This is a genomic window from Streptomyces sp. NPDC002730 (assembly GCF_042888805.1).
Lineage (GTDB): Bacteria > Actinomycetota > Actinomycetes > Streptomycetales > Streptomycetaceae > Streptomyces.
The window spans coordinates 374656-392619 of sequence record NZ_JBIAQG010000010.1; the positions used below are offsets into that span (position 1 = coordinate 374656).

The following is a 17964-nucleotide window of genomic DNA, read 5'->3' on the forward strand; positions in this document are numbered from 1 at the left end:
CCGCTCGCTCGTGGGAACCGGCTGCGGCCCTCCGGGCGGCGCCGAGGTCATGGCCGACTCGGCGACCCGAGCCGACGAGGGCGGAAGCGCGCAGCGGCGAGCAGTGCCTGGACCTGGTCGCCGGCCTCTGCGGCGTCGCTCAGTGGAGCGGGGAAGGGCAGTCGTACGTCGTGGTGCGTGTTGGCGTGTTCGAGCCGCAGTGTTATCCCGTACCGGTCCAGTGACACCGGAAGGACGCGCCGTACTCCCTGCACGAGCTGCGGGTCCACGAGTCGAGCGAGCAGGGCCACGACGTCGCTGTGCCGTCGACGAGGTGGGTGAGCATGTCGGCCTCGTAGGCGGCCAACGGATCGGCGCAGGCCAGGGTGAGTTCGTCGAGTCCGACGGTGACCGTTCCTCCCGCCGTATCGAGTTCGGCGTGCGCGAAGTCCAGACGCAGTTCGACGCCGGGCTCCTGAGGGCTGCCGCTGACCGGAGCGAACCAGCCGGTGAGCGTCACGCGGGCGCGCACACGATCGCGCACCGCGGTGGGTGCGATATCGGTGAACTTCAGCACTGCGCCCACGATGCCGCGTGGCGCGAGGGCGACCTCGGCAGCCAGTGCGCAATCGTCCGGCACTCGCAGCAGCAGCCGACCCCTGTCATCCAGGGTGTGCAGACCGGCCAGCTCGCAGGAGTGCCTGTCCGTGACCACCATCAGCGACCCCGCAGCGGCCACCACAGTGCGGACTCGCTCGCCGTTGGTCGGCTGGGCCGTGCGCACGTCCACAGCACTCATCCTGACTCCTCCTCATAGATTAAGTTAGGCTTACCTAAGTTAACCTATGACAGACCTCGGCGACCAGTCCACGGTGGGGCGCGCCAGTCGCCGGTGAAGTCGCTGTGACTTCGGAAAGCATTGCCCCACAGCACTTCGGGCGGGCTCGGGTGATCACTCCGATATTCGCTTGTCATGGCCTTTGCGGGGATGGCAAGGATGCCCCATGGATGACCACCTGAACGCCCAAGGATTCCCCCGCCAATTCGCCCGCACCAGGCGCTTCTCGCTCGGTGTCCCGCAGCGGTTCACGGTCTCGCCGGACGGTGCGCGCGTGCTGTTCGTACGCAGCACGGGCGGCGCGGACCCGGTGAGCCGACTGTGGCTGTACGAGGCGGGCGAGGAGCGGATACTCGCCGACCCGCCAACGCTCGGCGGCTCCACGGAGGAGGAGATTCCGGAGGCGGAGAAGGTCCGCAGGGAACGCGCCAGGGAGATGTCGTCGGGTGTGGTGGCGTACGCGACCGACCGGGAGGCCCGGGTCGTCGCCTTCGCGCTGGGCGGTGAGCTCTGGGTCGTCCGCACGGACGGCGGAGAACCGCGCAGGATCGCGGCCGCCGGACCGGTGGTGGACCCGCGCCCCGCCCCGGACGGTGCCTCGATCGCTTACGTCACCGGCGGCGCCCTCCATGTCGTACGGACCGACGGGACGGACGACCGGCTGCTGGCAGCGCCGGAGGGGCCCGAGGTGACCTACGGGCTCTCCGACCATGTCTCGGCGGAGTCGATCGGACGGTCGCGAGGCTACTGGTGGTCGCCGGGCGGCGACGCGTTGCTGGTCGCGCGGGTCGACAACTCGCCGGTGCAGCGCCGGTACATCGCGGACCCGGCGAATCCGACCAAGCCGCCGAGGTCGATGCCGTATCCGGCGGCGGGGACGGCGAACGCGAAGGTGTCACTGCACATCGTCCGGCTGAACGGCGAGCGGGCTGAGGTAAAGATCCCGGCCGCCGCGAACGAGCACCACTTCCCCGCGGCGTGGACCGACCCCGCCTTCGAGTACGTCACCACAGCAGGCTGGGACAGCCACGGCCCCCTGATCTCCGTGCAGACCCGCGACCAGCGCTCGGAGTACATCCTGACCGTGGACCCCGAAACCGGGGCGACGGAACTGCAGCACCACGCCCGCGACCACATCTGGCTGTCGCTGCTGCCCGGCACCCCGGTTCGCCTCCCGTCGGGCACGCCCGTCATCCCGTGGTGCCGGGACGATACGCAGGGCCTGCGTATCGGGAGCACCCCCACCCCCGCCGGACTCCAGGTCCGTGAGGTCCTCGGCGCGGTCGGGGAGCGGGTCTTCTTCACCGCCTGCGAGGAGCCGACCGAGACCCACGTCTGGTCGTACGACTCCGCCGCCGGCTTCGTCCGCGTCAGCGAGGGGCCGGGCGTCCACACCGCCGCGGTCGGCGGCGACACGGTCGTGCTGAACAGCAGGACGGACGACGGGCAGACCGTGACCGTGCTGCACGGCGGAGTGCCGGCCGGGCAGATCGCCGTGCTCGCCGAGGAGCCCCGGATCGTGCCGCGCCCGGTCTTCCTCACGCTCGGCGGGCGTCAGTTGCGCAGCCAGTTGTATCTCCCGTCCTGGTACGAGCCCGGCTCCGGCAAGCTGCCGGTACTCCTCAATCCGTACTCCGGGCACGGGATCCAGCTGGTGGTCCGGGCACGCGGCTGGTGGACGGCCGTCTCCCAGTGGTTCGCCGAGCAGGGCTTCGCCGTGCTGGTCACGGACGGCCGCGGCACTCCCGGCCGCGGCCGCGAGTGGGAGAAGTCCGTGTACGGCGACCGGCTGACTCCCGTCCTCGAGGACCAGATCGACGCGCTGCGCGAGGCCGCCGCCCACCACTCCGAGCTGAATCTGGACGCGGTGGCGATCCGCGGCTGGTCGTACGGCGGCTATCTCGCGGCCGGTGCCGTGCTGCGCCACCCCGAGGTCTTCCACGCGGCGATCGCCGGCGGCGCCCCGACCGACCGCCGGCTCTACGACACGCACTGGGAGGAGCGGTTCCTCGGCCACCCGGACGTGACGCCCGAGACCTACGAACGCTGCTCACTCGTCGCACACGCCCACAAGTTGACCCGCCCGCTGCTGCTGGTGCACGGCATCGCCGACGACAATGTGACTGTCGCCCATATGCTGCGCTTCTCCTCCGCGCTGCTCGCCGCGGGCCGCCCGCACAGTGTGCTCCCGCTCTCCGGAGCGACCCATATGGTCACCCAGGAAGACACAGCCAGCAATCTGCTGTCACTCGAGGTCGACTTCCTCAAGAAATCCTTGAGAATTTGAACGTCTCGCCTCCGCTCCCCGTACCTCGTCACGAACCGGCCGACGAGGCCGGCCGTTGAAAGGGAGCCAGCATGACCGGATCGCAGAGGCCCGCGCGGACCGTCGCCCGCCGTACCGTCGTCACCGCGGTGGGCGGAGCCGGTCTCGCCGTCGCGCTGACCGCGTGCGGCGGCTCGGACGACGGCGGGCAGACGGTTGGCGAGAAGCCGGCCGGCGGCGAAGCAGGCGGGGACGTCGCCGGCAAGGTTCTCGCCAAGACCACGGACATCCCCGAGGGCGGCGGCAAGGTCATCGGCGATGTGGTGGTCACTCAGCCGAAGCCGGGCGAGTTCAAGGCGTTCTCGTCCAAGTGCACCCATCAGGGCTGCGCGGTGAAGGACATCTCCAACGGCACTATCCACTGCCCGTGCCACGGCAGCCAGTTCGACGCGGCGGACGGCAGCGTCAAGACCGGGCCGGCCACTTCTCCGCTGCCCGCCGCGTCGATCACCGTCGACGGAGGCTCGATCAAGCTCGTGTGATGCGGCGCGACCGTTTCCAGCAGGCGAGCACATCGTCGGTGGTGGTGATCGTGGCAACCAGTGCGAGCGTGTTACGGATCATCGCGAGGGTGTAGTCGGAGGGGACCCCCGCGATGGCGTCGCCCGGAACGACCGCCTTATAGCCGAGGTTGACGGCGTCGAAGACGGCGTTGGGGATGGCGATGTTCGCCGAGACTCCTGTGATCAGCAGGCTGCGGCAGCCGAGGTTGCGCAGCAGGGCGTCGACGTCGGTGCCGGCGAGGGGCGACAGGCCGTGCAGTCTGCGTACGACGAGGTCCTCGTCCGCGACTTCTATCGGCGCCGCGATACGGACGGCCGTCGTGCCGGAGTGCTGCTGGACGGGCAGCCGCCCGGCAGCCCGGAAAAGCCGAGCGTTGTGGTTGGCGCCTCGCCCGTCGGGCCGCCGCTCGGCGACGGCATGCAGCACCTGTACACCGGCTTCATGAGCGCCCGCGACCAGACGTGACACGTTGAGGAGCGCACCGGACGAGCGGGCCACGGCGGCGAGTTCGGGCAGGGCGCTGTCCTTGCCGACGACACCCTGCTGGCACTCGACGGTGAGCAGCGCCGTGCTGGTCGGGTCCAGCTGTTCCGCTAGCTGTTCGAAGGACGGCACAGCTCCCCCTCATGTCACTGGGACCGGGACTGTCACTGGGACTGGGCGCGCGACAGTAACGGCCATTGCGTGATGAAGGAAGAGCCCCCCGTGATTTCTGACACTTAGTCAGCCATAGGGAGGGGGCCGCTCATGGCCGTCACACAGCGCCGGGGCCGTCGCATCATGATGACGCCCGGCGAGCTTGACGAGTTCCTGGCCGAGCAGCGCACCTGCCGGGTGGCCACCGTCTCCGCGGACGGCCGTCCGCATGTGGGCGCACTGTGGTTCGCCTGGGACGGGACCTCACTGTGGCTGTACTCCATCACACGCAGCCGCCGCTGGGCCGAACTGCGGCACAACCCAAGGCTCGCCGTCGTCGTCGACGACGGCGAGGAGTACAGCGAGCTGCGCGGCGTCGAGCTCTCCGGCACCGCCGTCTTCGTCGGCGAGGCCCCGCGTACGGGTGAGCCGTGCCCCGAACTGGACGTGCCGGAAAGGCTGTTCGCACGGAAGAACTTCGACATGGACGAGATGCCGCACGACGGCAGGCACGCCTGGCTGCGGCTGACTCCCGACGCGATCGCGTCCTGGGACTTCAGGAAGCTGTCGGCCCTCTGATCTGCCTCACGCAGCCGATGCGTCGAACCTCGGATCCGTCCGATCAGACCGATCAGGTAGACGCGTCGGATCCAGCCGCACCGTCGGACCCCTCCGCAGCCGAAACGGCAGCCTCGCGCAGCGCCTCGACCGCCGCCCGGATCGACGGGCGGCGGTCCGCGTCGGCCCGCCACACCGCGTAGATATGCCTGCGCATCCGCTGTCGCACGGGTACCAGCCGCACGCCCTCAGGCACCCAGCCGCGCCCGAGCCTGGGCGTGACGCACACCCCGAGCCCCGCCTCGATGAGCGCCAGCTGAGTATGGTGCTCCTCCGCCATATGCGCGATCCGCGGTTCGAAGCCCTTCGAGCGCAGGGTGAACATCAGCCAGTCGTAACAGAATTCGCCTTCCGGCCAGGACACCCAGTCGTCGTCGGCGAACTCCTCGAGATCCACCTCCGCCCGGCCCGCCAGAGGATGATCCGCGGGCATGGCCACATCGGGGACGTCATCGAGGAGATGGACCTGCGCGAGCCCGCCCGACACGGGCAGCCGCCTATTGCTCCAGTCGAGCACGACCGCGAGGTCGAGGTCACCCCTGATCACCTCTCTGATCGCCCGCTCGGGCTCCAACTCGCGTGAGCGGACGCGCAGTTCGGGGTGGGCTGCGCGCAAAGACGTCATTGCCGCCGGGAAGAGCCCGCGGGCGGCGGTCGGGAAGGCGCCCACTCTCACCTCGCCGACCGCCTCACCTCGCTGCGCCTCGATATCGGACTGCGCAAGCTCGACCTGGGACAGGATGCGCGCGGCATGGTCGGCGAGCAGCCGGCCGGCGTCGGTGAGGCGAACGCCGCGCCCGTTCTTCGCCAGCAGCTGCTGGCCCACCTCCCGCTCGAGCTTCGCCATCTGCTGGGAGACCGCCGAGGTCGTCACATGCAAGCCGTCGGCCGCTCCGCTCACCGAGCCGTGGCGGGCCAGCGCATCGAGGGTCCGCAGGCGCTCCAGATTCAACATGTAAGCGATGCTACGCGAACAGCTCAAACAATTCTCGCTTGTCCTACGAGGTTGAAGCCGCGATGGTGGACGGCATGAGCACCGCCGTCCCCTCCCGGACCTCCTCGGCCCCCGCGCGCACACCCGTCGGCCCCGTACGCAGAGGGCGAACCCTCGACTGGCGCATCAGGTTCGCGGTGCTCTCGACCGTCTGGGGCTTCAGCTTCCTGCTCATCAAGGTCGGCACCGGGGCGTACGCGCCCTTTCAGGTCACCTTCGGCCGGCTCCTCTTCGGTACGGCGGTGCTGGCCGTCGCCATGGTGGTGCGACGGGAGCGGCTGCCGCGCGGGATCCGCACCTGGATGCATCTCGCCGTCGCCGCGTTCCTCCTCAACGCCCTGCCGTTCTCACTCTTCGCCTACTCCGAGCTGACGATCCCCTCGACGCTGGCCGGCATCTGCAACGCCACCTCACCGCTGTGGGGCATGGCCCTGTCCATGGTCGCGCTCTCCGAGGACCGGCCCACCCGTCGCCGGGTCGCCGGACTCGGCATCGGCTTCCTCGGCGTGCTGACCGTACTCGGCGCCTGGCAGGGCTTCTCCGGGCTCGACCTCACCGGCACGGCGATGGCCCTGCTCGCCTCGCTGAGCTATCCGATCGGCTGGATCTATGTGCGCCGCACCCTGGCCGGCAGCAGCAACTCCAACCTCTCGCTGACCGGCGCCCAGCTGTTCCTCGCGACGGTCCAACTCGCGGTGGTCACGCCGCTGTTCACCACGTTGCCGACGTCCGTCCCGTTCGTCCCGCTGCTCGCGGTGATCGCACTCGGTGCGCTGGGCACCGGCTTCGCGCTGCTCCTCCAGTACGGCCTGGTCGCCGAGGTCGGCCCGACGACCGCACAGATGGTCACCTACTTCATCCCGGTCATCGCCACCGCGGCGGGCGTCGCGGTCCTGGACGAGCAGTTGGGCTGGAACACCCCGGTGGGCGCGCTGATAGTCCTCGCGGGCGCGGCGCTCACCCAGAGCCGCCCGAAGGCGCCCGCACCTGCCGTTCAGCCGTAACTGCGTGCGGGCGCCGGGCCGGTCGCCGACGCCACCGCGTCGGCGACCGGCCCGATGTCGTCCATCGCCAGGTCCGAGACGGTGATCCGCACAGCGGGAGGCGCCGCCATCCTGAACCGCGCCCCCGGCGCGACGGCCCAGCCGGCGTGCAACAGACGCGCCACCGCTCCCGTCTCGTCCGGGACCGGCACCCAGACATTCATCCCGCTGCGTCCATGAGCCTCGATCCCCCGCTCCGCCAGCGCCCGTACGAGCGCGTCGCGCCGTTCCCCGTACGAGCGCGCGACGGCCCGCGGATCCACCGCGTCCGACGTCCACAGGTGCACGACCGCGCGCTGCAGCAGCCTGCTGACCCAGCCGGGTCCGAGCCGCTGCCGTCCCATGACCCGGTCGACGGTGACGGCATCCCCGGTCAGCACGGCGACGCGCAGATCAGGCCCGTACGCCTTGGCCGTGGAGCGTACGAGGGCCCAGCTGTCCGTCACTCCGGCAAGGGGGTGCAGCGGCAGATCGACGATGGCGTGACCGTGGTCGTCCTCGATGAGCAGAGTGTGGGGGAACCGGGCCAGTACGGCCCGCAGTTCACGCGCCCGCGCCTCGCTCACCACGGCGCCGGTCGGGTTCTGCGCCCGGCCGGTGACGATCAGCGCCCTGGCACCTGCGGTCAACGCCTTCTCCACCGCGCTCGCCAGCGGCCCGTCGTCGTCGAGTGCCACCGGCACGGGCTTCAGCCCCAGCGCCGGCACCAGGTCCAGCAGGCTTCCCCAGCCGGGGTCCTCGACGGCGACCGCGTCACCGGGCTTGAGATGCGCGGCGAGGACACGCTCGATGGCGTCCAGCGATCCGGAGGTGACGGCGACCGGGCCGTCGGGCACGCCGTCGTCGTCCATTCCGGCGCGCGCGAGCCGAGCGAACTCCGCGTCGACGGGCGCCTGTCCGTACAGTCCGGGCTCCTCCGCATTGCGCCGGGCCGCGGCGGCGAGCGCATCCTGCAGCGGTGGCAGCAGTGCGGGGTCCGGGTTCCCCTGACCCAGGTCCCGTACGCCCGGTGGCGCCTCGACCCGGATGGTTCCGCGCGCGGTGCTGGCCGGCCGCGGGCGCACCCGACTGCCCTTGCGCCCCGAGGTCTCGATCACTCCGCGGTCGCGCAGGGTCCGGTACGCGGACGCGACGGTGTTCGGGTTGACGCCAAGCTCGGTCGCCAACTCCCTCATGGGTGGCAGCAGTTGACCCGGTTCCAGCTCACCCGCGCCGACCGCGCGCTCAACGCTCGCGGCAATCTCCGATGCACGCCGTCCGGCGATCCGATACTCTCCTAGCACAAACAGGATTATGCACTAGTGCAATGGAGTACGCAATGCCGGACGCCTACGAGCCGACCGATCGCACCGTCCCCACCCGCGCCCGGGAACGCGCCGCGTACGACCGCGAGCAGGTCCACTCGATACTCGACGAGGCGTACGTCTGCCATCTCGGCTTCGTACGCGACGGCGCGCCCGTCGTCCTGCCGACGCTCTACGCCCGGGTCGACGATCACCTGTACGTGCACGGCTCGACTGGTTCGCGCCCGCTGCGCATGGCGGGCGAGGCCGACCCGGGCCTCGCCGTCTGCCTCACGGTCACCCATGTCGACGGCCTGGTCCTGGCCCGCTCCGCCTTCCACCACTCGCTCAACTACCGCTCGGTCGTCGTCCACGGTACGGCCCATCAGGTCACCGACCCCGAGGAGAAGCGCTCGGCTCTGGACGCCCTGGTGGACCATGTCGTGGCGGGCCGCTCACGCGACTCGCGCCCGGCGAACGCGAAGGAGCTGGCGGCGACGGCGGTCCTGCGCCTGGACCTGACGGAGGTCTCCGCCAAGATCCGCACCGGCGGCCCGAACGACGACCCGGAGGACGCAACGCTGCCTTACTGGACGGGAGTGGTCCCGCTGCACACTGCGTACGGCACCCCGATCCCGGCGCAGGATCTCGACAGCTCGATCGCGGTCCCGGAGTACCTTTCGGCACGCTGACGGGCACGCCTGGTCGGTGTGCGCGGTGCAGGGTGCGGGGCCTTTGCCCCCGCACCCTGCACCGGCCGCTACGCCGGCGTCGCCGCCCTTCTCCGTACCGCCGCGACCCGCGCCTCCGCCACCGCGAGCCCCGCCACCGCCGCCAGCAGCAACAACGTCCCCACCACTGTCGCCGCCGTCAGCCGCTCGTCCAGCGCCGTCACCGCGATGGCGGCCGCGCTCACCGGCTCCAGCAGCATGATCACCGAGACCGTCGCGGCCCGGACGACGGCCGCCCCCGCGAAGTAGAGCGCGTACGCGAGAGCCGTCGGCACCGCCGCCACGTACACCAGCAGCCAGATCACACGCCCGAGTTCGGCCGTGTGCGGCAGCAGCCCCTCTCCGATCGCCATCGGCAGCAGCCCCACCGACCCGATCGCGAACGCCCACGCCGTCGTGGAGAGCGAATCGCCGCCGCCGTCACGACCGAGCCAACGCGTCAGCAGCGTGATCGCCGCATACCCGGCCGCGGAGAGCACCGCGAGCGCGATCCCGACCGGTCGCACCGTCCCGCCCCCGCCGCCCAGCACCAGGACCATCAGACCCACCAGCGCCCCGGTGACGGCGATGACGCCGCCCCGCCCGAGCCGCTCCCCCATCGTCAGCCGCGCGCCCACCGCGATGAGCACAGGGCCCGCGCCCAACGTGACGACCGTGCCCACCGCGAGGCCGGTGGCCTGGACAGCCGCGAAGTAGGCGCTCTGGAAGACGGTGAGCCCGATCCCCGTAGCGAGAATCCGCAGCAGCCGCCGGCGCCGCGGTTCCGCAGGACTCCCGGAAGCGCCATCCGCCGTAGCCTGCCGCGCCCGCCACACCAGCGCGCCCAGCAGTAGTACGAGTCCGCCCGCGCAGCGCCAGAACGACAGCGCCAGCGGACCCATGTCGCTCACCTGGAAGACCAGCGAGGCGGCCGCGCCCGCGGTCCCCCACGCCACTCCGGCGACGATCAGATACAAGAGGCTCCGCCCGACGGGCAATGACACGCCGACAGCAGGAGCGGAAGAGAGAGGGGTGGAAAGATCCGACACGTGACTTCTCCGTGTGAAGAACGGGATGGTGGTCGCTTCGCTCCGTCACGCGGGCAGCGACAAACCGCTCGGGGACACCCCGAGCCCGGTCTTCGTCAGAGAACTGCCGCCCGCGCTAGGCGGCAGGAGGCGGAAGTACGGTCGAATGCATGATCGCCACCTTACGGCGCCGCCTGCGGGACCGACAACTCCGCCCGTGACCCGGCCGACTCGGCCGGCCCGCCCTCCGGCCCACCGCCCGCCACCGGCCCGGACGGCGCCTTCGGTGCCTGCGACTGCGCGATGAATGCTCCCATCAGAACCATCGCGCCGCCGAAGATCTGCGGCGCCGACAGATGCTCCCGCAGCAGCACCCACGCCAGTACGGTCGCGATGACGGCCTCCAGGCACGCCACCACGCCCGCCACCTGTGGCGACAGCTTGCGCACCGAGACAACTCCGGTGACGTACGCGACCACTGTGGCGATCAGCACGACCCAGCCGAGCAGCAGCGCCGCGGGCAACTGCGTACCGCCCAGGTCCGCACTGCCGCCCAGCAGGGACCAGTCCATGCCCCACGGGCGCGCCACCACGGTCAGCACCACCGTGCCGATGAGCAGTCCGTACGCGATCACACCCAGCGGATCCGCCGGGTCGTCCCCGTCGCTGCCCTGGTCGGCCAGGACGAAATAGCCAACCTGGCAGCATGCCGCGCCCAGTGCGAGCATCAGCCCGAAGGCGTCGAAGCTGAGCCCCGCCCACACCTCCACAACGCAGGCGAGACCGCCGACGGCGAGCACCACACCGACCGCCGCGGCCCGGGTGACGGGCCTGCGCTGGACGAAGCGGACCCAGCCGAGGAGGAGCGCGGGCCCGAGGTATTCGACGAGCAGCGCGACACCGACCGGGATCCGGGAGATCGCCGCGAAGTAGCAGGCCTGTACGCCCGCGACGGCGAGAAGCCCGAAGCCGACCAGCAGTGCGGGCCTGCGCAGCACCAGGTCACGGTGGCGCCAGGCAACCGGCAGCATGACGAGCGCGGAACCGGCCACTCGCAGCCACACCACATGCAGCGGGTCGAGACCCGCTTCGATCAGCGGCTTGGCCGCGACACCTGATCCACCGAATGCGAACGCCGAGCCCAGGGCGAGTCCCAGGCCGGCGCTCCTTCCCTGAGACGCGTGCATCGGCACATCATGTCAGCGGGAGTCAGGACCGTCACCCCTGTGACACATGTCGAGACACCTCGGCAATCCGCCCGGCCAGCAGCGCCGCGTCCACCCCGGCCCGCCCGAGCACCTCAACCGCCCGGCTCTCGCGATCCACAGCGAGGCAGGCGAGCAGATCAATGCCGCGGGCCCGTGCGTCGCCGCGCAGCTCTGCCCGCTGCAGCGCGCCCTCCATGGCGGTGACCGCCGACGGCGACCACCGCGAGGCATCCGCATCCGCCTCCCGCACAACGGGAACCGTGCCGGAATCCTCCACCGAACCCTGCCAGCGCAGGCCGTATCCGATGCTGCGCTGCACGAGATAGCCGAGCACCCGCGCGACCTGAGGCCCGTCGCCGACGACGGTCCGCACCTCGGGGTCCGACTCGATCAGCGAGTGCAGCAGATGAGCCGTGTCGATCTGCCGGTCGCCGTCGCGCAGCGCCCTTCTGCGCGCACCCGCGACCACCGAAGCCAGCTCCACGGTGAGCCTGTCGTCGAGTTCTGTACGGGTGGCGGCGGGCTGCTGAGGCACCCGCGGGGTAGGGCTTTGCACATCTCCCACCCCATCAGTTCGCCAAGGCCCGAGCGTCCCCGCCTGGTCCCATTTCCGCATCCCGCGGAAGTTGGGCACGCACGACCGGTTTCTCCTCCTTACGGATGAGATCCCGCCAGTTCTCCCCGAGGGGCGCGCGCCGCCTTGCCATCCGATTCCACGGTCACAACATCGACCGGATCTGACTGTTCATCAGTATTGAATGTTCGGACTGGTACGGCTACGTTCCGCGACACCGTAACCCGACGAGAAGGGGTGGTCGTATGGCCGAAGTCAGTGCCGAGGCCCGTATCGAAGCGCCGGCCGAGAAGGTCTGGGCCCAGCTGACGGACTTCACCACCTACGGCCAGTGGAACGCCACCCACACCAGCTTCCCCAAGGGCGGCCCGGGGACGCTGGAACTGGGAGCCACATACGAGGAGAACATGAAGCTCATGGGCTTTCCCGCCGAAGTGGCCTGGACCGTGGACGAGTTCGAGGCCGGCCGGGTGCTGGGAATCAAGGGCAAGGGCCCGATGGGCGTCAGCGTCGGCAACCGCTACACACTCACCCCTGACGGTAACGCGACGCGGGTCCGGATCGACGGAGAGTTCACCGGCGCCGCCGTGTCGCTGATGGCCGGCAAGCTCAAGGACTCGGCGACCGCCGCGCTGAACGAATCGCTGCGCAAGCTGGGCGGGCTGATCGCCTGACGCCAGACACACGAGAAGGCCCCGCACGGCTGTGCGGGGCCCTCATCGCGCCACGAGTCAGTGCTCGCCGGCAAGGATCAGATAGAGCTTCTTACGGGCTTCATTGATGACGGCGACGGCCTTCTGCCGCTGCTCGGTGGTACCGGTCTTCCAGACCTGGCCGAACGCCTCCATCAGGCCGAACCCGGCCTGCCGGATCTCGTTGACCGTCTCCCAGTCGACTCCACGCCCGGCCTCTTCCCACGGAGCCTCCGGCCCCGATTCGGCCTCGGTACGCCCCGAGTCGGTGAGCGTGAACAGCTTCTTGCCGCCCTCGCTCTCACTGGTGATCAGACCTTCGTCCTCGAGCAGTTGGAGCGTCGGGTAGACCGAGCCGGGGCTGGGCCGCCAGGCCCCGCCGCTGCGCTCGCCGATCTCCTGGATCATCTCGTAACCGTGCATCGGCCGGTCCTTCAGCAGCGCCAGGATCGAGGCACGCACATCGCCGCGCCGCGCCCTCCCCCTGCCGCCGCCACGACCGCGTCCGCCCCCGAAAGGCCCACCGAACGGCGGTCCGAACGGACCGAATGCCGCGCGTCGCCCCTCGAAGTCGCCCCGACCCTGATGGCCGGGCCCGCAGTGCCCATGCCCGTGTTCGTGTCCTTGACCGTGTTCATGTGAACGCATCGCTACGCTCCTTCCATCGTTGATCTGTCGCGATGCGTCAACGATATATCGGAATGCATCGCCTGGCAACGCTCAATCGGTCCAGCGACCCCGAATTGGCCTTGGCCTGCGGCTTTGCCCCGCCCGTACGGTCACGGCATGCGGATTCGAATCGTCGACGCCTTCACCGACCGTCCCTTCGCCGGCAACCCCGCCGGAGTCCTGCTGCTGGACTCCGACCGCTTCCCCGACGACTCCTGGCTCCAGCAGGTGGCGACGGAGGTGAACCTTTCGGAGACCGCCTTCGCCCATCCCCTCCCCTCCGGCGGCGAGGCCGACTGGGCGCTGCGCTGGTTCACACCGACCACCGAGGTCGACATGTGCGGCCACGCCACGCTGGCCACCGCACACGTCCTGCACACCACGGGCACCGCGAGCGGCACGGTGCGCTTCGCCGCACGCTGCGGCATCCTGACCGCCACCGCCCACGAGGACGGCACGCTCACCCTCGACTTCCCCACGTCCCCGCTCACCGCGGTCGACATCCCGGACGGCGTCGCCGACGCACTGGGCGCGAAGGTGGTCTCGGTCCATGACACGGGCGCGCACATCGGCGATCTGCTGGTCGAGCTGGCCGACGAGCGGACCGTACGCGCGCTGACGCCGGACTTTCCCGCCCTCGTGGCGCACTCGGAGCGCGGCATCATCGTCACGGCCGCCGCCGGAGACCCGGTCTCCGGCTACGACTACGTCTCGCGCGGCTTCTTCCCGCGGGTCGGCATCGACGAGGACCCGGTGACGGGCAGCGCGCACACGGCCCTCGCGCCGTTCTGGTCGGCGCGCATCGGCCGCAGCGAACTGACCGGGCTTCAGGCCTCCGCCCGGTCCGGCCTGGTCCGCACCTCCTTGCGCGGCGAGCGCACCCTGCTGACCGGCCGGGCCGTGACCGTCATCGACGGCGAGCTGCTCACCGCACCCTGACAACGGGAAACGCCAGGCCGCACACACCAAGGGGCGTACGGCACCCGCCGTACGCCCCTCTATGCCCACCGCCAGTCACGGAGTGGGCAGCCACCCCACCTTCCCGGCCAGCAGCGCGTAGCCGACGAAGGCCACGATGTCGAGCAGCGCATGCGCCACCACCAGTGGCCCGACCCGACCCCACCGCCGGTAGAGCAGCACAAACACCACACCCATCACCATGTTGCCGACGAAGCCGCCGATGCCCTGGTAAAGGTGGTACGAGCCGCGCAGCACCGAACTCGCCACCAGCGCGGCCATCGGCGTCCAGCCCAACTGCCCGAGTCTGCGCAGTAGATACCCGACGACGATCACTTCCTCCAGTACGGAGTTCTGGATCGCCGAGAGGATCAGTACCGGGTGCTTCCACCACACCTCGGGCAGCGCTTCGGGCACCACGGTGAGGTTGAACCCGGCGGCGCGCGCCACAAGGTAGAAGGCCAGCCCGGCGCCGCCGATGCCCGCCGCGATCAGCGCGCCCCTCCCCAGATCGGACCAGGGTCTGGTCCGGTCGAAGCCGATCGACCGCAGACCGGCGCCCTCCCGCAGCAGCAGATGCGCGACGAGCAGGACAGGCACCAGCGCCATCGCGATATCGAAGAGCTGCCAGGCGAGATCGAGCCACGGCCGCCCGGGGGCGTACGACTTGTTCAGCGTCGCCGCCTGGTCCTTGAGACCACCCGGTTTCGTCACCGAACCAACAAAGCTGATCAGCGCCGACACTCCGCTCGCGCCCAGCGAGAGCGCCAGTACGAGGAGCGTCTCGGACCGCAAGATCCTTCGCGACATGACCTCTCGAGGAAGAGAATCAGCCACGCGTCCCGCCTCCGCCTGCACACCTGCCTCCAGTTGAGTAATCCGCCTCGTCCCCATCCTCGCCCCGCCAGGGTCTCGAATGCAGGCACGAAATCGCGCGCGAGAGGCTGGGGACGAGCGTCACTGCGATGACGCCGGTCTCCTTTTCCTCACTCATCGTTCAACGAGGGGCACCACCGCATGGGACGTCACAGCTTGCCCGACGACGACCCGACGGACGCAGGCAGGTCCCGGCCGCGCGTGCGCGGGCGCACGGTCGCCATCGCCACGACGCCGACCAGCAGGAGGTCGACCGGATCGCCAAGGCCACGGGCGGCGCCGGGTACCAGGTGCGCGACCCCGCCGAGATCCAGGCCGTGATCCTCGAAGTGATCACGGCGGTCGGGCAGACGGGCAGACGGGGCAAGCCGCTCAGGAGTGCGGGCCGGGGAAGCCGACCGGCCAGGTGTGCACCGGCTCGCCCTCGTGCATCAGCTCGCAGTAGCGGCGGGTGGTGGCCGCGAGGGCGGCGTCCCGCTCCAGTCCGGCCTCCAGCGCCCGGTGGTAGGTCTCCGCCTGCCACGAAGCCCCGTTCACACGCCGTCTGCACCGCTCCTCGATCACTCCGAGGTAGAAGTCGCGGTCCGCGGGCTCGACATGCCACGCATCGAGCCCCGCCGCGGCCAGGGGCAGCAGTTCGTCGCGTACGAGCTTGACGGCCGGCACCTGCGTGATACCGCCGGCCCGGCCGGGCCGCGGCCACAGAAGCTCTGCGTCGATGCCGTGCCGGCACGCGGTGTCGAAGTTCTCGGCCGCGGCGGCGAAGGGCAGCCGGGTCCACACCGGCCTGGCCTCCTCGGCGAGCGCGCGCACGAGCCCGTAGTAGAAGGCGACATTGGCGATCACATCGGTGACCGTGGGGCCGGCGGGCAGCACGCGGTTCTCCACGCGCAGATGCGGTACGCCGTCGGCGACTCCGTACACCGGCCGGTTCCAGCGGTAGACCGTGCCGTTGTGCAGGACGAGCTCCTGCAGTCCGGGCACACCGCCGTCGTCGAGCACCCGCAGCGGGTCCTCGTCGTCGCAGATCGGCAGCAGGGCCGGAAAGTAGCGCAGGTTCTCCGCGAAGAGGTCGTACGCCGAGTCCACCCACCGCTCGCCGAACCAGGTCCGCGGCCGTACGCCCTGGGCCTGGAGCTCGGGCGGGCGGGTGTCGGTGGCCTGCTGGAACAGCGGTGGCCGCGATTCGCGCCACAGCTCCTTGCCGAACAGGAAGGGCGAGTTGGCGCCGACCGCGATCTGTACGGCGGCCACCGCCTGCGCGGCGTTCCACACATCCGCGAAGCGTCCGGGCGTCACCTGGAGGTGCAACTGCACGGAGGTGCAGGCGGCTTCGGGAACGATCGACGTCGAGGTGCAGCTCAGCCGCTCCACGCCCTCGATGTCGAGCGCGAAGTCCTCGCCCCGTGCGGCGACGATCTGCTCGTTGAGCAGCTTGTAGCGGTCGACGTCCGAGAGGTTCGCGGAGACCAGGTCGTGCTGGGCGAGCGTCGGAAGAATTCCGATCATCACGATCCCCGCGCCGACCTCGTTCGCTTTGCGGTGGGCATATCCGAGGCCCGTGCGCAACTCCTCGGCAAGTTGATCGAGTACGCGCCCGCCCAGCCGGTGCGGAACGATATTTACTTCCAGGTTGAACATGCCGAGCTCGGTCTGGAAATCATGGCTCGCGATGCGCTCCAGCACTTCCTTATTCATCATCCGCGGCAGCCCGTCGGCACCTGCGAGATTCAGCTCGATCTCCAGCCCCATGAGATTTTTGGGCCGGTCGAACCTCTTCTCGGCCAGCAGTCGGCCCAGTCCCGCGAGGCACTGCTGCAACTTCCTCCGGTACCTTTGCCGATCGGACAGGTCGGATCCGCCTGCCACGACCTTCTCTCCCATCGAAGCGTCCTTCCTCGAGTGGGCACCACGCAGCATCGACCGCTCGCGTCTCGGACGATAATGCCCAGACCGACTGATCCATAACGCCCCACGCGCAGCGCGCGACCGGTAGTGTGGACAGAGTCTCCAGTGGCACATTCCTTAGGCATGGTGCAGTACGCAGTTACCACTGCCCGATGCCTCGTAAAAAACACCGACTGGTTTCAGCCGTCCGCGCCGCAGGTAGAATCCCAGGCCGCAGCCCTGCCTTCACGAAATGTCGACAGAAAGGCTGCCGGAGAAGGACCTGATACCGCCTTGCCGGAAATACGTGGGACCGCTAGCAGAAACACTGTGAGAACACGTGTCGTATAAACTCTGCAAACGAGGTAGAGAGTTGGCGCCCGGTGGCCTTTCCGGCCCCCCTCTGGCCCCGCACGCTGACAGTGCCGTCCGCACCTGCCCACGCTCCAACGTGTCTCCGAAGTGAGAGGCGACCCACCATGCCGCTGCATGTCCCCCCGGCTCCCGCGCCTGCCCTGCGCACCGTCCTCATGGCACTCGGTTCTCCCACAGCCGTCCGCGAGGCTCGCACACCAGCTCTCAGGTCCGCCCAGGGCCCGCTGAACCCCGAACTGCCGCTACCTGTCCACGTACTGGACCAGATCGTGCCGAGCGGCGGTGCCCCCTACACCCGCCTCACCGGCTGGCGCTTCCTGATCCGCAGCGGCGAACGAGCCGTGGCCGCGGCGGAGACGATGCTCACCGCCGACGGCTGGACCTTCTCGCACTTCTTCGAAGGCCCCTACCTCAGCTCCACCGAACGGGCTCTGCGCCAGGCCGAGTCGATGCACACTCCCTTCCAGCCGCGCCTGCTCTCCATTCCCGAGCTCTACATGCTCACGCTCTGGCTGCACGGGGACACGGACGCCGACGCCTCATCCGGCACACCCCTGCCAACGGACGTACTGGTGCCGCTGGCCCCCGCGCCACCCGGCATCGCGGCGCACCGTCCGCACCGCGTCGCCGATCTGCTGCCGGTGATGACGCTGCGGCTTTCGCCTGCCCCGCTGCTCGGCTCACCCGCCTGAAAAACCGCACGTCGCGCCCCGTGACCGCCCGGTCGCGGGGCGCACTCCTGCCCCATCCGGACTAGCCCATACCGG

Annotated in this window: 19 protein-coding genes; 8 read left to right on the plus strand and 11 right to left on the minus strand. The window is 70.0% G+C overall.

Going from position 1 to position 17964, the window contains the following annotated elements:
• Positions 1 to 47 precede the first annotated feature (47 nt).
• Positions 48 to 290 (minus strand): DUF2470 domain-containing protein, encoded by a 243-nt coding sequence (locus ACFYXH_RS26460; protein WP_389567635.1) that lies wholly within the window; start codon positions 288 to 290, stop codon positions 48 to 50.
• Positions 203 to 778 carry a hypothetical protein gene (locus tag ACFYXH_RS26465; protein WP_389567638.1) on the minus strand — a complete coding sequence of 192 codons (576 nt, stop codon included), beginning with the start codon at positions 776 to 778 and terminating at the stop codon, positions 203 to 205. Before ACFYXH_RS26465 ends, ACFYXH_RS26460 begins: the two co-directional genes overlap by 88 nt.
• A gap of 205 nt (positions 779 to 983) precedes the next feature.
• Here ACFYXH_RS26465 and ACFYXH_RS26470 point away from each other — a divergent pair, with 205 nt between their 5' ends.
• On the plus strand, positions 984 to 3104 hold the full coding sequence (locus ACFYXH_RS26470; protein ID WP_389567640.1) for a prolyl oligopeptidase family serine peptidase: 2121 nt from the start codon (positions 984 to 986) through the stop codon (positions 3102 to 3104).
• A 71-nt stretch (positions 3105 to 3175) separates the two neighbouring features.
• Positions 3176 to 3625 (plus strand): Rieske (2Fe-2S) protein, encoded by a 450-nt coding sequence (locus ACFYXH_RS26475; protein WP_389567643.1) that lies wholly within the window; start codon positions 3176 to 3178, stop codon positions 3623 to 3625.
• Here the strand turns inward: ACFYXH_RS26475 and ACFYXH_RS26480 are convergent.
• Positions 3612 to 4262, minus strand: coding sequence for a cysteine hydrolase (locus tag ACFYXH_RS26480; RefSeq protein WP_389567645.1), 651 nt, complete (start codon positions 4260 to 4262; stop codon positions 3612 to 3614). The two genes, ACFYXH_RS26475 and ACFYXH_RS26480, sit on opposite strands and share 14 nt — an antisense overlap.
• A gap of 132 nt (positions 4263 to 4394) precedes the next feature.
• Between ACFYXH_RS26480 and ACFYXH_RS26485 the strand changes: the two genes are divergently transcribed.
• Positions 4395 to 4862 carry a pyridoxamine 5'-phosphate oxidase family protein gene (locus ACFYXH_RS26485; protein ID WP_389567647.1) on the plus strand — a complete coding sequence of 156 codons (468 nt, stop codon included), beginning with the start codon at positions 4395 to 4397 and terminating at the stop codon, positions 4860 to 4862.
• Positions 4863 to 4914: 52 nt separating this feature from the next.
• Here ACFYXH_RS26485 and ACFYXH_RS26490 read toward each other — a convergent pair whose 3' ends face one another.
• Positions 4915 to 5856, minus strand: a complete 942-nt coding sequence (locus tag ACFYXH_RS26490) for a LysR family transcriptional regulator (protein WP_389567649.1) — start codon at positions 5854 to 5856, stop codon at positions 4915 to 4917.
• A gap of 74 nt (positions 5857 to 5930) precedes the next feature.
• On the opposite strand from ACFYXH_RS26490, the gene ACFYXH_RS26495 reads away from it, so the two are divergent.
• A complete protein-coding gene (locus tag ACFYXH_RS26495) occupies positions 5931 to 6899 on the plus strand; it encodes a DMT family transporter (RefSeq protein ID WP_389567757.1) in 969 nt (322 codons plus the stop codon).
• On the opposite strand, the gene ACFYXH_RS26500 is transcribed toward ACFYXH_RS26495, so the two are convergent.
• Positions 6890 to 8221, minus strand: coding sequence for an aminotransferase class I/II-fold pyridoxal phosphate-dependent enzyme (locus ACFYXH_RS26500; protein ID WP_389567652.1), 1332 nt, complete (start codon positions 8219 to 8221; stop codon positions 6890 to 6892). The two genes, ACFYXH_RS26495 and ACFYXH_RS26500, sit on opposite strands and share 10 nt — an antisense overlap.
• Positions 8222 to 8244: 23 nt before the next feature.
• Here ACFYXH_RS26500 and ACFYXH_RS26505 point away from each other — a divergent pair, with 23 nt between their 5' ends.
• A complete protein-coding gene (locus tag ACFYXH_RS26505) occupies positions 8245 to 8913 on the plus strand; it encodes a pyridoxamine 5'-phosphate oxidase family protein (RefSeq protein WP_389567655.1) in 669 nt (222 codons plus the stop codon).
• 68 nt (positions 8914 to 8981) lie between these two features.
• Here ACFYXH_RS26505 and ACFYXH_RS26510 read toward each other — a convergent pair whose 3' ends face one another.
• From ACFYXH_RS26510 to ACFYXH_RS26520, 3 genes are all read right to left on the minus strand, one after another.
• A complete protein-coding gene (locus ACFYXH_RS26510; protein WP_389567658.1) occupies positions 8982 to 9935 on the minus strand; it encodes a DMT family transporter in 954 nt (317 codons plus the stop codon).
• Positions 9936 to 10141: 206 nt separating this feature from the next.
• The gene (locus ACFYXH_RS26515; protein ID WP_389567661.1) at positions 10142 to 11146 is read right to left on the minus strand and encodes a DMT family transporter; all 1005 of its coding nucleotides are present in this window, start codon (positions 11144 to 11146) and stop codon (positions 10142 to 10144) included.
• 31 nt (positions 11147 to 11177) lie between these two features.
• Positions 11178 to 11723 carry a Clp protease N-terminal domain-containing protein gene (locus ACFYXH_RS26520; RefSeq protein WP_389567664.1) on the minus strand — a complete coding sequence of 182 codons (546 nt, stop codon included), beginning with the start codon at positions 11721 to 11723 and terminating at the stop codon, positions 11178 to 11180.
• A 263-nt stretch (positions 11724 to 11986) separates the two neighbouring features.
• Here ACFYXH_RS26520 and ACFYXH_RS26525 point away from each other — a divergent pair, with 263 nt between their 5' ends.
• Positions 11987 to 12415 carry an SRPBCC family protein gene (locus ACFYXH_RS26525; protein ID WP_389567667.1) on the plus strand — a complete coding sequence of 143 codons (429 nt, stop codon included), beginning with the start codon at positions 11987 to 11989 and terminating at the stop codon, positions 12413 to 12415.
• 57 nt (positions 12416 to 12472) lie between these two features.
• On the opposite strand, the gene ACFYXH_RS26530 is transcribed toward ACFYXH_RS26525, so the two are convergent.
• A complete protein-coding gene (locus tag ACFYXH_RS26530; protein ID WP_389567669.1) occupies positions 12473 to 13081 on the minus strand; it encodes a PadR family transcriptional regulator in 609 nt (202 codons plus the stop codon).
• A gap of 138 nt (positions 13082 to 13219) precedes the next feature.
• On the opposite strand from ACFYXH_RS26530, the gene ACFYXH_RS26535 reads away from it, so the two are divergent.
• Positions 13220 to 14041, plus strand: a complete 822-nt coding sequence (locus tag ACFYXH_RS26535; protein WP_389567673.1) for a PhzF family phenazine biosynthesis protein — start codon at positions 13220 to 13222, stop codon at positions 14039 to 14041.
• A 75-nt stretch (positions 14042 to 14116) separates the two neighbouring features.
• Here the strand turns inward: ACFYXH_RS26535 and ACFYXH_RS26540 are convergent, their stop codons facing one another.
• Complete coding sequence (locus ACFYXH_RS26540) at positions 14117 to 14917, minus strand: CPBP family intramembrane glutamic endopeptidase (RefSeq protein ID WP_389567759.1); 801 nt, start codon at positions 14915 to 14917, stop codon at positions 14117 to 14119.
• Positions 14918 to 15307: 390 nt separating this feature from the next.
• Positions 15308 to 16819: a glutamate-cysteine ligase family protein gene (locus tag ACFYXH_RS26545; protein WP_385311500.1), complete on the minus strand. Its 1512-nt coding sequence runs from the start codon at positions 16817 to 16819 to the stop codon at positions 15308 to 15310.
• A 482-nt stretch (positions 16820 to 17301) separates the two neighbouring features.
• Here ACFYXH_RS26545 and ACFYXH_RS26550 point away from each other — a divergent pair, with 482 nt between their 5' ends.
• Complete coding sequence (locus tag ACFYXH_RS26550) at positions 17302 to 17889, plus strand: hypothetical protein (protein WP_389567676.1); 588 nt, start codon at positions 17302 to 17304, stop codon at positions 17887 to 17889.
• Positions 17890 to 17964 lie beyond the last annotated feature (75 nt).

Bases quoted from the DNA above. Each gene is read 5' to 3' on its own strand.
- ACFYXH_RS26465 (WP_389567638.1), bottom strand. From the start codon at position 778: ATGAGTGCTGTGGACGTGCGCACGGCCCAGCCGACCAACGGCGAGCGA.
- ACFYXH_RS26470 (WP_389567640.1), top strand. From the start codon at position 984: ATGGATGACCACCTGAACGCCCAAGGATTCCCCCGCCAATTCGCCCGC.
- ACFYXH_RS26475 (WP_389567643.1), top strand. From the start codon at position 3,176: ATGACCGGATCGCAGAGGCCCGCGCGGACCGTCGCCCGCCGTACCGTC.
- ACFYXH_RS26485 (WP_389567647.1), top strand. From the start codon at position 4,395: ATGGCCGTCACACAGCGCCGGGGCCGTCGCATCATGATGACGCCCGGC.
- ACFYXH_RS26490 (WP_389567649.1), bottom strand. From the start codon at position 5,856: ATGTTGAATCTGGAGCGCCTGCGGACCCTCGATGCGCTGGCCCGCCAC.
- ACFYXH_RS26495 (WP_389567757.1), top strand. From the start codon at position 5,931: ATGAGCACCGCCGTCCCCTCCCGGACCTCCTCGGCCCCCGCGCGCACA.
- ACFYXH_RS26505 (WP_389567655.1), top strand. From the start codon at position 8,245: ATGGAGTACGCAATGCCGGACGCCTACGAGCCGACCGATCGCACCGTC.
- ACFYXH_RS26515 (WP_389567661.1), bottom strand. From the start codon at position 11,146: ATGCACGCGTCTCAGGGAAGGAGCGCCGGCCTGGGACTCGCCCTGGGC.
- ACFYXH_RS26525 (WP_389567667.1), top strand. From the start codon at position 11,987: ATGGCCGAAGTCAGTGCCGAGGCCCGTATCGAAGCGCCGGCCGAGAAG.
- ACFYXH_RS26530 (WP_389567669.1), bottom strand. From the start codon at position 13,081: ATGCGTTCACATGAACACGGTCAAGGACACGAACACGGGCATGGGCAC.
- ACFYXH_RS26535 (WP_389567673.1), top strand. From the start codon at position 13,220: ATGCGGATTCGAATCGTCGACGCCTTCACCGACCGTCCCTTCGCCGGC.
- ACFYXH_RS26545 (WP_385311500.1), bottom strand. From the start codon at position 16,819: ATGGGAGAGAAGGTCGTGGCAGGCGGATCCGACCTGTCCGATCGGCAA.
- ACFYXH_RS26550 (WP_389567676.1), top strand. From the start codon at position 17,302: ATGCCGCTGCATGTCCCCCCGGCTCCCGCGCCTGCCCTGCGCACCGTC.